The organism is Pseudomonas sp. NFACC04-2 (assembly GCF_900119265.1).
Lineage (GTDB): Bacteria > Pseudomonadota > Gammaproteobacteria > Pseudomonadales > Pseudomonadaceae > Aquipseudomonas > Aquipseudomonas fluorescens_AA.
In genome coordinates, this window is the sequence record NZ_FPJC01000002.1 from 346,400 (window position 1) to 359,812 (window position 13,413).

9 protein-coding genes are annotated in these 13,413 nt (G+C 62.9%); 4 read left to right on the plus strand and 5 right to left on the minus strand.

The window, feature by feature from the left end:
• Positions 1 to 191 precede the first annotated feature (191 nt).
• The 3 genes from BT125_RS03800 to BT125_RS03810 form a co-directional block, all read right to left on the minus strand.
• Entirely contained in the window at positions 192 to 3,878 is a 3,687-nt protein-coding gene (locus BT125_RS03800; protein ID WP_072405233.1) for a translocation/assembly module TamB domain-containing protein, read from the minus strand.
• Positions 3,875 to 5,602 carry an autotransporter assembly complex protein TamA gene (locus BT125_RS03805; RefSeq protein ID WP_072405234.1) on the minus strand — a complete coding sequence of 576 codons (1,728 nt, stop codon included), beginning with the start codon at positions 5,600 to 5,602 and terminating at the stop codon, positions 3,875 to 3,877. Before BT125_RS03805 ends, BT125_RS03800 begins: the two co-directional genes overlap by 4 nt.
• 65 nt (positions 5,603 to 5,667) lie before the next feature.
• Complete coding sequence (locus BT125_RS03810; protein ID WP_072405235.1) at positions 5,668 to 6,312, minus strand: GNAT family N-acetyltransferase; 645 nt, start codon at positions 6,310 to 6,312, stop codon at positions 5,668 to 5,670.
• Positions 6,313 to 6,488: 176 nt separating this feature from the next.
• Here BT125_RS03810 and xthA point away from each other — a divergent pair, with 176 nt between their 5' ends.
• The 3 genes from xthA to BT125_RS03830 all read left to right on the plus strand — a co-directional run bounded on the left by xthA (position 6,489) and on the right by BT125_RS03830 (position 9,662).
• Positions 6,489 to 7,301 carry an exodeoxyribonuclease III gene (xthA, locus tag BT125_RS03820; RefSeq protein ID WP_072405237.1) on the plus strand — a complete coding sequence of 271 codons (813 nt, stop codon included), beginning with the start codon at positions 6,489 to 6,491 and terminating at the stop codon, positions 7,299 to 7,301.
• Between the two features lie 200 nt (positions 7,302 to 7,501).
• The gene (locus tag BT125_RS03825) at positions 7,502 to 8,836 is read left to right on the plus strand and encodes a substrate-binding domain-containing protein (protein ID WP_072405238.1); all 1,335 of its coding nucleotides are present in this window, start codon (positions 7,502 to 7,504) and stop codon (positions 8,834 to 8,836) included.
• Positions 8,837 to 9,320: 484 nt separating this feature from the next.
• Positions 9,321 to 9,662 (plus strand): DUF6124 family protein, encoded by a 342-nt coding sequence (locus tag BT125_RS03830; protein ID WP_072405239.1) that lies wholly within the window; start codon positions 9,321 to 9,323, stop codon positions 9,660 to 9,662.
• Positions 9,663 to 9,796: 134 nt separating this feature from the next.
• On the opposite strand, the gene BT125_RS03835 is transcribed toward BT125_RS03830, so the two are convergent.
• Positions 9,797 to 11,035, minus strand: coding sequence for a M20/M25/M40 family metallo-hydrolase (locus tag BT125_RS03835; RefSeq protein ID WP_072405240.1), 1,239 nt, complete (start codon positions 11,033 to 11,035; stop codon positions 9,797 to 9,799).
• Between the two features lie 85 nt (positions 11,036 to 11,120).
• Positions 11,121 to 12,206, minus strand: a complete 1,086-nt coding sequence (locus BT125_RS03840) for a diguanylate cyclase (protein ID WP_072405241.1) — start codon at positions 12,204 to 12,206, stop codon at positions 11,121 to 11,123.
• A gap of 263 nt (positions 12,207 to 12,469) precedes the next feature.
• On the opposite strand from BT125_RS03840, the gene BT125_RS03845 reads away from it, so the two are divergent.
• Positions 12,470 to 13,399, plus strand: coding sequence for an alpha/beta fold hydrolase (locus BT125_RS03845; RefSeq protein ID WP_072405242.1), 930 nt, complete (start codon positions 12,470 to 12,472; stop codon positions 13,397 to 13,399).
• The last annotated feature ends 14 nt before the right edge of the window (positions 13,400 to 13,413 follow it).

Genomic DNA, 13,413 nt, shown 5'->3' on the forward strand with positions numbered 1-13,413 from the left:
TATGTCGAGATATTACTGCTTAGGCAGCAAATGTCAAACAAATAGTTAGCTTGCTACGTACAAGCAGACAAAATGCAGACAAAACTGTGGGAGCGGGCTTGCTCGCGAATGCGGTAGATCAGTCAACTTATCTGTTGAATGACACACCGCATTCGCGAGCAAGCCCGCTCCCACAATGATTGGAAAGGACTTCAGAAATCGCGCTTGTAGAAGATATCCAGCGAACTGGCGACGCCGCTGGCGGCTTCGAGGTAAACCTTCTTGCTGAGCTTGTAGCGCAGGGCGATGGTGTTGGCCGGTTCGAACACGCCGACGCCGTAGCGCAGGCTGAGTTTTTCCGAGAGGTTGCCGCTGGCGACCACGCTGGTGGTGTTGCCGCTGCCTTGGGTGTCGAGCTGGAAGTCATCGATGCCCAGGTTATTGGCCAGGCTGCTGGTCACGCCCGAGCTGCCCATCAACCCCAGGCCCAGCGCCGCCTGGGCGAGCATGTTGTTGTCCTCGCCCGTGGTGCTCAGCGGCCGGCCCAGTACCAGGTAGGACAACGCCTGCTCCTGGCTCATGGCCGGCTCCGAGAAGATTTGCGTGGTCGGTTGCTCGGCGCTGCCGCTCAAACGGATGCCGGCGATCACGTCGTCGGTCTGGCGAATCGCTTCGATGTCCAGGTAGGGCTGGTCGATGGGCCCGGCGAACAGCAGCCGGGCCCGGCGCACCGTCAGCCGTTGCCCGTAGGCCCGATAGCGGCCGTCGTTGAGCCACAGTTCACCGCGGGTGTCCATGTTGTCGCCGATGTGCACCTGCCCTTGGACGTTGGCCGTCAGGCCGAAACCCGAGAACGCGAGTTTGTCCTGGCCGACGATCACGTCGATGTCCATCGCCATGGCTATCGGTGCCTTGCCCTCCTCGGTCTGGTGGCCGACGATCACCGTGTCATCCGACACCTTGACGGTGGACGGCGGCAGTTCGCGGACGGTGATCTCGCCCTTGGGCACCAGGACCTTGCCGGCAATGGAAAGCTGCTCGCCCTGCATCGTGATGTTCAAGTCCGGGGCGACATCGAGCACTGCGTACGGTTCGACGGTGACCGGCAGTTGCGAGCCCTTGAGCGCCAGATTCAGGGTCAGGGCTTCGCCCCAGCCGATGTTTCCAGTCAGGCTGCCTTGCCCGCGCTTGCCGCTTTTCCAGGCGCCGTCGAGCCGTACCGTTTCGCCGGCAATCATCGCCCGCACCTGCAGGGCTTCGAGGCTGATCGGCAGTTCCGGGCCGGAGACTTCGCCGTCACTGAGCGCCAGGTTGCCGTTGACCTGGGGTGCGAGCAAACCACCCGACAACGTCCCGCTGCCGTTCAAGTGACCGGTGAGGGTTTCCACCATCGGCACGAACGGCCGGGCCACGGACAGATCCAGACCGGTCAGGCGGAACGAGCCGCTCAAGGGCTTGCTGGCCGGCAGCGGATTGATCTGCGCCTGGAGCACCAGCTCGCCGAGCTTGGCGCCGACGAAATTCAGGTCGGTGTCGATGCGCTTGGGGGTCAAGCGGCTATTGAGCGTCAAGGTTTGGTAGGGGAAGTCCAGCCATTGCGCCTTCTCCCCCGACTTGTCACGGATGCGCAACGTACCGCCACTGGCGTCCACCAGGAGCCGGCCATTGGGGCCGCTCGCCGGCAGGTCCAGCTGCAGGTCCGCATTGAGCCGGCCCTGCCAGGCAAAATCCTTGGGCATCCACTGGGCCAGGCTTTCGATGGGGAACTGTTTGAGGTGATAGCGCAGCTTCGGCTCCGGCATCAGCCGCTGGTCTTCACCGCACAGGCTGGCATCAGAGGAACGCCAGCAGTGAGCGCCGACGTTGAGCGTGCCATCAACCAGGCGTTCCAGTTTCGCCGGGGCTTGCAGGCGCCAGGCTTGACCGCCGGCCTGTACCTCGCCACTGGCCAGGCGTCCGCGCCAATTGCCTTGGTCGAGGGCGCCGTCGAGCGCCAGGGTCGTGTCGAGCTGCGGCCCTTGCAAGTCCAGGTTGAGTGTTTGCCGTTTGATGTCGCCCTGCCCGCTGACGGTCAACACGCCCAGGGACGTTTCGCCGGCGCGGATGCCGCTGGCCTTGAGGTCGAGCTTGCCGCGCTGGGCACTGTCGAGGGTCGCGTCCAGGGTCAGGCTTTGCAGGCGATTGTCCTGCAGCGCCAATTGCGTGCCTTGCAGACCGAGCTTGCCTTGAGGCGCCTTGAGCGTGCCGGCGACATCGACCCGGCCAACGACCTGGCCGCGCAATTGCGGCCAGAGCTGGGCCAGGCGGGCGAGCTTGATGTCGATCTGGCCGATGAGTTTCTGTTGCAGGCTGCCGGTGCCGTTGATGCGGTTGTCCCCCAGGCGGATGTCCAGCGCGCTGAGGTTCCACTGCTCGCCGGCACCACTGGCCTTGGCCTGGAACAGCGCCGGTTGCCCCCGCAGCTTGCCCTTGAGATCCAGGTCCGCGTCGAGCTCGAGGCGGTCGTTCTTCATCGCGCCTTTGCTGCGCAACGGCCCGGCCAGGGTGCCGGGCAGCTCGCCGAGCCAGTACGCCGGGTTGATGGCCGACAGTTGCAGCGCCGTGTCCCAGGCAATGCCGTCGGCAAATTGCAGGCTCAGGTGTCCTTCGGCCTTGCCCTGCCCCGCGGCGAGCTTGAGTTGCGGCAGATGGATTTGCGCCAGGTTGCCGCTGAACGGGCTGTCCAGGCTGAAAGCCCCGGCGGGGCCGTCCAGCGCGGCCTGGAAATTGCCCAGGTAGTTGCCATCGGTGTACGAGACTTCGCCATTGAAGCCGCGCAACGTCACCTGCGGCTCGTCGATCAGCGGATACAGGCGATGCCAGGGGAAATCCAGCCAAGCGACTTTCGCCTCGGCGCTCAAGCCGTCGCGCCAGTCCACTTGTCCGCTGAGTTTCAGGCTCTGCTGATTGCCGGCGTCCAGATCCAGGCCGGCGATCCGTGCGCCATTGGCGTCCACGGTGCCTTGCAGCAGCAATGCCACTGGCCCTTTTTCGGCGGGCAACGTCGCCTTGCCAAGCAATTGATAGCCACTTTTCAGATCGCCTTCGCCGGTCAATTCCAACTGATTGAGCAACAGCGTGTCCGGCAGATCGGCGCTGGCCTTGAAACCGTCGGCGGTGATGCGCACCTTGGCCGGCAGGTTGTCCGCCAGCGGTTGCAGCTCACCGGTCAACTGGCCTTGCAGGTAGCCGCTACTGTCGGCCTTGAGGTTGAGGGTCTTGAGCAGGTTGCCGTCGACTTTCAGGTCCAGGGCCCAAGGGGTGGCACCCGGCGCTGGCAAGGTCAATCGGCCTTCGGCATTCAACGGCCAGTCGCCGCCGGGCTTGAGCAAGCCGGACAGCTTCAGACCCAGCTCGTCGCGCTGCAATTGCACCGAGTCGATCTGCAGGCCCTCGGCGGTCCAATGGGCAACCAATTGCAGGCCTTTGAGTTGCTCGCTGCCGTTGAACGACAGGCTGCCGACTTGCACATCGCCCAGTTCGATCGCGAGCGGCAAGTCCAGGTCCGGCAGGCTGATCGGGCCGCTGCTCGGCGCATCGGCCGAGGCGGGCAACTGCAAGGCGACCTGGTCGGCCTTGAGCTGTTCGATGCACAGGGTCATGCGCGCCAGGCACGACGGCGACCAGGCGAATATCAATCGATCCATCGCCACCCGACTGTCGCCCTGCTGCCATAGCAGGTGATCGGCGCTCCACTGCCCGCCCAGCCGGCCCTGGAAATTCTCCACGGTCAGCCCCGGCACCAGGCCGAGGGCCCAGCGGCTGCCAAATGCCGTGCCCAGCACCGCGCCCAAGGCCAGCACGAGCGCCAGCAGCCCCCCAACGAGGGCCAGTAGCGTTATCTTCACACCACGCTTCACAGCTCAGGCCCCATGGAAAAGTGCAACCGAATGCCGCCTTCATCGTCCATCGCATGGGCCAGGTCGAGGCGGATCGGCCCCACCGGCGACACCCAACGCACACCGACACCCACGCCGGTCTTCAGGCTCGGCAGCTCAAGGCTGTTGAAGGAGTTGCCCTGGTCGATGAACGTCGCCACTCGCCATTTTTCCGCGATGGAATACTGATACTCAAGGCTGCCGGCGACCATGTAGCGACCACCGATACGGTCGCCCTCGGAGTTTTCCGGCGACAGGCTCTGATAGTCGTAACCCCGCACGCTCTGGTCGCCACCGGCGAAAAAGCGCAGGGACGGCGGAATGGATTTGTAGCCATTGGTGGCGCTGCCGCCGATTTGCGCCCGCGCCAGCAAGCGATGCTTGTCGAACACTGTGGTCAGGCCCTTGACCATGGCGGTGCCGTATACAAGGTTATTGTCCGAGCCCAGCCCTTCCTTGGCGACCTTGGTGTCGAACTGCAAACGGTAACCGTGGTGCGGGTCGATGCGGTTGTCGCTGCGCAAATAGGAATAGCTCACGCCCGGCATCAACAGCGTGCTCAGGCCCGCATCGTCGCCGAGGCGGTACTCCTCGCGCTGCCATTTGAGCGACACCACCCGCTGCCAGCCGCTGGGCAACTTGCTGTGCCATTCCGGGCCTACGGTGAGCAGTTTGCTGAGGCTGTCGGTACCGGCCAGTTCTTCATATTGATAACCGCCGGCGTAGCGCATCTTGTCGGTCAGCGGCGGGTCCAGCGGCACGTCGTACCACAGGCCGACGTTTTGCCGGGGCGCCGACACTTCCGCTTCCCAGCCATAGCTGTGGCCCTGGGGGTTGACCCAGTGGCGCGTCCAGTTGGCTTTGGCCCGGGGGCCGACATCGGTGGAAAAGCCCAGGCCAAGGCCCATGGTGCGCGGCTTGCGCGTATCGAGCTTGACCGCCACTGGAATGACATTGTTGGTGGCGGCGGTGGGGGCCGCATCCACCCGAACACCTTCGAAATAGCCGCTCGATTGCAAGGCCTGGTTGAGTTCGGCAATCAGCTCGGAGTCATACGCCGTTCCGGCCTTGAACGGCACCATGCGTTGCAGCAGGTCTTCGTCGAACGGCGTATCGCCCTCGAAGCTCACCGGGCCCAAGGCATAGCGCGGGCCGCTGTCGTAGACCAGCTCGATGTCGGCGATGCCCGCCTGGGGGTCCACCAGGAGTTTCTGCTGGGTGAAACGCCCGCTGAAATAACCATAGCGCGAGGCCTGGTTCTGGATCACCCGCTTGGCGTCTTCGTAGCGACCATGGTTGAGCACCGCGTCGGGCTTCAGCGCGGCGTTGTCGGGCACGCGAAAAGCCTTGAGCGAAGCCGCCGGCCCATCGATGCGCACGGTGACGTTGCGCAGGTGCACCGGCTCGCCGGGGTCGATGATCAGCACCAGCCGTGGATCCTTGCCGCCCTTGACCGCGCTGTCGATCTGCGGCTGGTAGTAGCCCAGCGCCTGGGCGGCCTTGCGCGCCTGTTCCTCGGCACCGCGACTGAAGCGCAGCAAGGCCTCCTCGTCACGATCCCCCACGCCACCGATGTAGCCTTCGACGTTGGCCTTGAGTTCATCATTGGACGGCTGGACGCGTACTTCCAATTCACTGTTTGCCAGCGCCGCGCAGCTGAGGGACAGCAAAAGCGCGCCACCGGTCATTCTTCCTGGGAGGTTCATGGCGCGGATGCTATCACGAGCGTAGGTGCCTGATAGAGCCGGACATTTCCTAAAAGTTCGCCCGACTATGCCCTTGCGCTTTGCAGAATCTGCGGGTTGGCGTGGAAGAACACATGCTCGCGGATAGGTCCTACCGCAACTTCACCGATTTCCTCGTATCCCTGGCGTTTATAGAACTCAAGGTAGCGCGGATTGCCGGTGTCCAGCACCACCCCTTGGGAATGCTCGTCCACCGCACACCAGTTATGGACCGCCTCGAGCAACTGCTCGCCGAAATGCTTGCCCTGGAATTGTGGGTGCACCCCCAGCAGCGGCAATACATGGACCGCATCCGACGGCAGGCAGGCCAGCACCGCCGCGTGGTACTCCAGATAGCGCCGGGTGCAGCGAAAACCGGTGCTCAAGACCATGCGCAGGCGCCAGGCCCAGCTTTCGGTGATGCCCAGGCGCCGCTGCGGCGGGGCGATCAGGGCGATGCCAATCAGGCGGTCATTGACCAGCAGGCCGATGGCCGGCAGGTCCTGGAAAAAATGCTGCTTGACCAGCTCACGCACCGTGGCCCGTACCCGCTGTTCATAACCGGGACGCTCGGATTCGAACAGGTAGCTGAAGGTAGGCTCGTGGCGATAGGCCTGGTACAGCAACGAACGGGCTTCACGGGAGTAACCACTGTCGAGCATATGGACGTCGGCGATGGCGGTTTCAGGCATGGTGTTGGATCTCCTGGGGCGAGGCTCGATGAGGCCCTGCTCTTATGAGTACGAACCCGATAGGGTCGTGATCGTTCCTACATGCAAAGGACATTAGCAGCGCATTTGTCCTACTGCCACGCTGGCTCCCTTCCCACATGTCAGCTAGCATCGCAGTTTTGCCAGGACAGCCGACCATGAAGATCGTCTCCTTCAACATCAACGGGCTGCGCGCCCGCCCCCATCAGCTGGCGGCGCTGATCGAGAAGCACCAGCCGGATGTGATCGGGCTGCAGGAAACCAAGGTACACGACGAACAATTCCCCCTGGCCGAGGTGCAGGCCCTGGGTTACCACGTGCATTACCACGGGCAAAAAGGCCACTACGGCGTCGCCCTGCTCTCCCGCCAGGCGCCGCTGAGCCTGTACAAAGGCTTCGAAAGTGACGACGAGGACGCCCAGCGTCGCTTCATCTGGGGCACCTTCGCCGATGCTAACGGCATGCCGGTGACCATCATGAACGGTTACTTCCCCCAGGGTGAAAGCCGTGACCACCCGACCAAATTCCCGGCCAAGGAGCGTTTCTACAACGATTTGCAGCAACTGTTGGAAAGCCGCTTCAGCAACGACCAGCCGGTGGTGGTGATGGGCGACGTGAACATTTCCCCGGAGGACTGCGACATCGGCATCGGCCCGGACAACATGAAGCGCTGGCTGAAAACCGGCAAATGCAGCTTCCTGCCGGAAGAACGCGAATGGATGGCCCGCCTGAAGAACTGGGGCCTGGTGGACAGCTTCCGCCACCTGAACCCGGACGTCACCGACCGTTTCAGCTGGTTCGACTACCGCAGCCGCGGTTTCGAGGACGAGCCCAAGCGCGGCCTGCGCATCGACCTGATCCTCACCTCCCACGGCCTGCTGCCGCGGGTCAAGGACGCTGGCGTGGACTATGAGCTGCGGGGCATGGAAAAACCGTCGGACCATGCGCCGATCTGGTTGCAGTTGAGCTGATCGAGTCACACCCCTCTGTGGGAGCGAGTTTGCTCGCGATAGCGATCCCAGCTGTCACAGTTGATCTTGAATGTGCCGCCGCCATCGCGAGCAAGCTCGCTCCCATATCGGATTTCGGTGCTCCGTCGCACCCCTGTCACCTTTCAGTAACCTGACTGACTTAATCTTCCGGCACTTCCTCGGGTTCAGAAGGTGCCGGCATGCGGCTGTGTGGTGTGGTTTTCATGGGCCTCTGGCTGCCGTTCGTGGCATGGGCCGGCCACTTGCCCATTCCCGAACAGGGCCCAGCCTTGCGCCTCCAGGGCTCCAATACCATCGGCGCGGCGCTGGGGCCGGCTCTGGTCAGAGGTTTGATGGAAGATCAGGGCCTGCTCAGGGTCAGCAGCGAAATCACCGGGCGCGACAACGAACAGCGCATCGTCGGCCAGACCGCCGATGGCCGACGGGTGGAAGTCGACATCGCGGCCCACGGCTCCAGCACCGGTTTCACCGCCCTCAAGCAAGCCAGCGCCGACCTGGCGGCCTCTTCCCGGCCGATCAAGGACAGTGAACTGAAGGAATTGTCGTCCCTGGGCGACCTGAAAAGTCCTGCCGCCGAGCAGGTCATCGCCATTGATGGCCTAGCGATCATCCTCCATTCCTCCAACCCGCTGCGCCAACTCGATACCGTGCAACTGGCGCGGATATTCAGCGGCGAGGCGAAAACCTGGGAGGCCGTCGGCGGAACGGGCGGGCCGATTCATTTGTATGCACGGGATGAACAGTCCGGCACCTACGACACTTTCAAGGAACTGGTCCTCAGCCGACAGGGGAAACGGCTGGATCCTGCCGCGCGACGCTTCGAGTCCAGCGAACAGTTGTCCGACGCGGTCAGCCAGGACCCGCAAGGCATCGGTTTCATCGGTTTGCCCTATGTGCGCCAGGCCAAGGCAGTGGCCATTGTCGACGGCGCTTCCCAACCCATGCTGCCGCTCAACCACCTGATCGCCACCGAGGACTACCCACTCTCCCGGCGCCTGTTCTTCTATTTGCCCCCCTGGGGCACCAACCCGTGGGCCGAGGCATTGGTGGCGTTTACCCAAAGCGACAAAGGCCAGGCCATCGTCGCGGCCAACGGGTTTATTGCCCAGACCGTCCAGGCCATGGCCGTCACGCCGAATGCACTGATGCCCGAGGGCTACCAGGCCCTGAGCCGCCACGCCCAACGCTTGACCGTGAATTTCCGCTTCGAAGAAGGCAGCGCCAGCCTGGACAACAAGGCCCACCAGGACCTGAGCCGCGTGCTCGACTATATAAAGCAGCACGGCAAAGCCGACCGACGCGTGACCCTGGTAGGTTTTGGCGACGCCAAGGACGACCCGGCGCGGGCCGACCTGCTGTCCAAACTGCGAGCCATGGCAGTGCGCCGTGAACTGGTCAAATACGGCGTGGCGTTGCGGGAAGTGCGAGGATTCGGCGCCTTGATGCCGGTGGCGGCCAATAGCGAGGATGAAGGCAGGGTTCGGAATCGGCGGGTGGAGGTCTGGGTGTACTGAACCCGCCAAGCGGCGCAACACACTGTGGCGAGGGAGCTTGCTCCCGCTCGACTGCGCAGCAGTCGTAAAACCGGCTGGCGCGATGTTGCTGGAAAACCGCGTCAACCGGTTATGGGGCGGCTTCGCCCCCCAGCGGGAGCAAGCTCCCTCGCCACAAAAGCTCAGCGTTTGTCGCGCTGGCTTCGGCGTAGGACCAAGCTCCGTCGCCTTGCGCCATTGCCTACAACTACGCCAGAATCCGCCGGCTTGTGCGCCTTAGGGCCGGGCTTTACTGTTCTCCGGTCGCTGAAAATCAGCGATCGGGTTTGGTAGCCCGGGTAAAACTAAGGCGCACAGCTCCGGCATTTATTATGGCGGCTCTGCGCGGGGCGCCCTTGTGGCGCGCTGGGTTTGCCTTGGTACCCGGTCTACCAACCTGCGTATAGCCGCCACCTAATGTTTGGTAGCAAAAGGTTGCGGCTCCAATTACCAAGGAGTTTCATCCATGTTCAAGCCAACACCGAATCCACCGGATACCGATCCCACATCAAAAGCATTCGACAAAGCCGCCGACCGCGCCCTCGACTACTACCTCAAGCCCAAGACCACCAAAGCCGAGGCTGATCCCGGCCAACTCTTCACTGTCATCAACGGTGTCGACACCGAATCCCTGCTCGCCAACCTCAGCGAAACCCTGGCGTCGGCCAACGCCATGCTCAGCGACCTGGCCTTCGACCTGGAAGGCTCGAGGCACCATATTGCCCTGGGCATTCAGCAGTTGATCGAATTGAGTGGACAGCTGGCAAACCGCGCGCTGGACAACGTCGACGCGCGTCCGTCGACATAGCGCATTTCCCTGTGGGAGCGAGCTTGCTCGCGAAGGCGGTTTGTCAGCCAACACTTGATCGTCAGACAGATCGCTTTCGCGAGCAAGCTCGTTCCCACAAGGTTTCGAGGCGTTCGACGTTACGGCATAGTGGGTTAGCGCCCCGCCAACTCCATGATCATCCTCGACAGCAGATAAATCCTCGGCACCACGCTCTCGACTTCGGCGTATTCCTCCGGCGTATGGATATTCCCGCCGACGATGCCAAAACCATCCAGCGTCGGCGTGCCGACACCCGCCGAGAGGCTGGCATCCGCCGCGCCACCGCTGCCTTCCTCGGTGAGTTTGCGCCCCAGTTCGCCATAGATGCCTTGGGCCATGGCCATCAACCGGTCCGACTCCGCCGTCTGGGGCATCGGTGGCAGGCCGCGCTTGAGGCTGGTAGTGACCTCGGTATCGGCGATCAGCTTGTCCTGCGAGACCCGGGCCAGGTCTTTTTCGATGCGGTCGAATTCTTCCGGCACCGCCGCGCGCACATCAGCCTTGGCGCTCGCCTGGTCGGGAATCACGTTGGTCCGGTCACCAGCGTTGATCACCGTGAAGTTGATGGTGGTTTTCTTTTCCGCGTCGCCGAGCTTGCCCAGTTGCAAGATCTGGTGTGCGGCCTCCATCGCCGCATTGCGCCCCAGTTCCGGCGCGACGCCGGCGTGGGACGCTTTGCCCTTGACCTCCACCAGCGCCGTGGCACTGCCCTTGCGCCACACCACCAGGCCGTCGGCCGGGCGACCCGGTTCGAGGTTGAGGGTCACGTCATGGGCCTTGGCGGTTTTCTTGATCAGGTCGGTGGCGGCGTCCGAGCCGGTTTCTTCGCTGGCGTCGAGCAGGAAAGTAATCTGCGCATAGTTCTTGAAGTCCAGGTTCTTGAGCACCTTCAAGGCGTAGATCCCCGCGACGATGCCGCCCTTGTCGTCCATCACTCCCGGCCCGTAGGCGCGGCCATCCTTGATATGGAACGGGCGTTCGGCGGCCGAGCCCTCCTTGAACACCGTGTCCATGTGGGCCATCAGCAGGATTTTCGCTTTACCGGTGCCCTTGAGGGTCGCCAGGATGTGCTGGGTACCGTCCGAGTTCGGCACCTTCTCGATGGTCGCGCCCAATTTTTTCAGTTCGTCGATGGCAATGTCGCCGACCTGGGTCAGCCCCGGCACATACCCGGAGCCGGAGTCGATATTCACCAGCCGCTCCAGCAACTTCAGGGCCTCGCCCTTGTACTGCTGCGCATCGGTCAGGATTTGTTGATGGGGTTGGGCAAAGGCCATGGGGGTAAAGGCGCCAAGGGCCAGGCTCAGGCCGAGGCTGACGGCCAGACGGGAGCGAACAGCGGTCATCGTCATGATTTCATCCTTGTTCCGTATCGAGAGAATGCCATGGGCACCCTACCCGACAATGAACCAAGGCTCTAGGCAGCAAGAGGCCATCTCAGACAGAAACGGTCGACGCTTCCAACAGTGGTCGATGGCGGTGGCAAATGACCCGGTTGCGCCCGCTGGTCTTGGCTTCGTACAGCGCCTGGTCGGCATCGTTGAGCCAGAGGGTCGCGTCGGCATAAGCCGGGTTGAAGACCGCGACGCCAATACTCAGGCTCACTTTCAGCGCCGGGTCCCGCTCGTAGCTGAGGGTCGCGAAGCGTTCACGCAAACCGTCCATGGCCTGCACCGCGTTGTGTTGGGTCAGGTCCGGCAAAATCACGCCAAACTCGTCGCCACCATAACGCCCGACAATGTCGGCGGCGCGCAGGTTCTGCCTGAGCAGCTTGCCAAGCTGACGCAGCACGATGTCGCCGGCCCCGTGGCCATAGGTGTCATTGATGAGCTTGAAATGGTCGATGTCGATCAAAGCAATCGCGCCACGGGGCGTCCCGTCTGCTGGTTGGCGCACGCAACGCTGGAATTCCTCGTTGAGGCGATCTTTCCAGGCGCCATGGTTCAGCAACCCGGTCAGGCTGTCGGTACGACTCAGGGCCAGCAGTTCACGCTTTTGCCGGCCCAGGGTGTGGGCCTGGCGAAAGCAGATCCAACCCAGTGCCATCGGATACAAGCACAGCAGTGGCAAACACGCGTAGATCTGCGCCGGGCTGGTCATGGGCACGCTGGTCAGCGGGAAGATCACCGTGCCCACGGCGATGCCTGCCACCTGAGCCATCCCCCCAACGAGCAGGAAACGCAGGCCACCGATGGCGACGTTGTTCATCGCCATCATCGCCAGCGTCACGGCCGTGGGCAGCGGGTTGAATTGCATCGCCACGACCCAGAAGCCGCCGAGAAAGGCATCGATCAGCAGATTGCGGTGTTCGGCGTGGTAAGGCACCGCGCTGCGGCGGGCCCACCAATAAGACAGGTGCGGCCAGAGCAGGCCATTGAACAGCATGAAGCCCCAGACCCAGGGTGCAGGATCGAGGGGATAAAGTGCGGCGCTGACCAGCAGCAACCCCAGCGTCAGGCCCAGGGTGCGCGATACATAGAGCCTCCTGGCCAACGACAGTCCCTTTTTTCCCGGTTTTTGCATGGACGCCTCTGCACCGCGGGTTCCCGAGTCATCGGGATGGGGTTGCCTGGAGTCTATCAGGGCAGCATCAAATAGCCACCATTGATGCAGGGGTATTTATTCACATTCAAATGCGAGACTCTGCTGGGATTTTGGCTATATATGACAAGGAATCCGTAAACCTTCGGAAAGGAGGCCCCTGGGTAACGATGTTCCGGCTTCAAGCTTCATTTATCACCGACTGATCCTTCGATCATTCTGTCGCAGCCCATGGAGGGCAAAACATGCTGGTGTTGTGGGTAATTCTTGCTGTACTTATCGCCTGGAGCTGGTTGACCTATCCCGGCATCGGCCATGTGATCTACGACATGAACATGGCCTTGGAGGCACGCCTTTACCGGTTGCGCAAAATCACCGTGCCCATCAGCGAGATGACCGTGTCGACCTGGCAGGGCGGGCCTTATGAAGCGTCCGCCAGCATCCTGATGCTGCACGGCTACAGCGGCGACAAGAACCTCTGGCTGCGTGTCGCCCGGCATTTTGTCGGTGATTACCGGGTGGTGATCCCTGACCTCCCCGGCCATGGCGAAACCGGCTTCAAGGCCGGCGGCGGCTACGACATCCCGACCCAGGCCCGGCGGATCATCGAGTTGCTCGACGCCTGCGGCCTGGACAAGGTCCATGTGATCGGCAATTCCATGGGGGGGCATCTCGCCGCGTGGCTGGCGGCCACTTCGCCTGACCGCGTGCTGACCCTGGCGCTGCTCAATCCGGCCGGCGTCACCTCCCCCCAGCCCAGCGACATGGACCGCCAACTGGCCGCCGGTCGTAACCCGTCCCTGGTGCATTCGCGGGAGGAGTTCATGCCGTTCTACGCCATGACCATGGCCTCGCCGCCCTGGGTACCGGGCATGGTGATGGCGGCCGTGGCCGAGCGTTATGTACAACACCGTGAAGAGCTGGCGGAGATCTACGCCGACTTTCGCGCCAGCCCGTCGATGGAGCCCCACCTGGCCGACATTCGTGCCCCATCATTGCTGCTCTGGGGCCGCCAGGACCGGGTGATCGATGTCAGCAGCGTGCCGGTGTGGAGCAAGGGCATCGCCGACTTGCGCGTGGAAATCTGGGACGGGATCGGCCACCTGCCGATGATCGAGCAACCGGGGAAGACCGCTGCGCTGTACCGTGGTTTTCTCAAGGGGTTGGGCCAGTGACGGCGATGCATAAA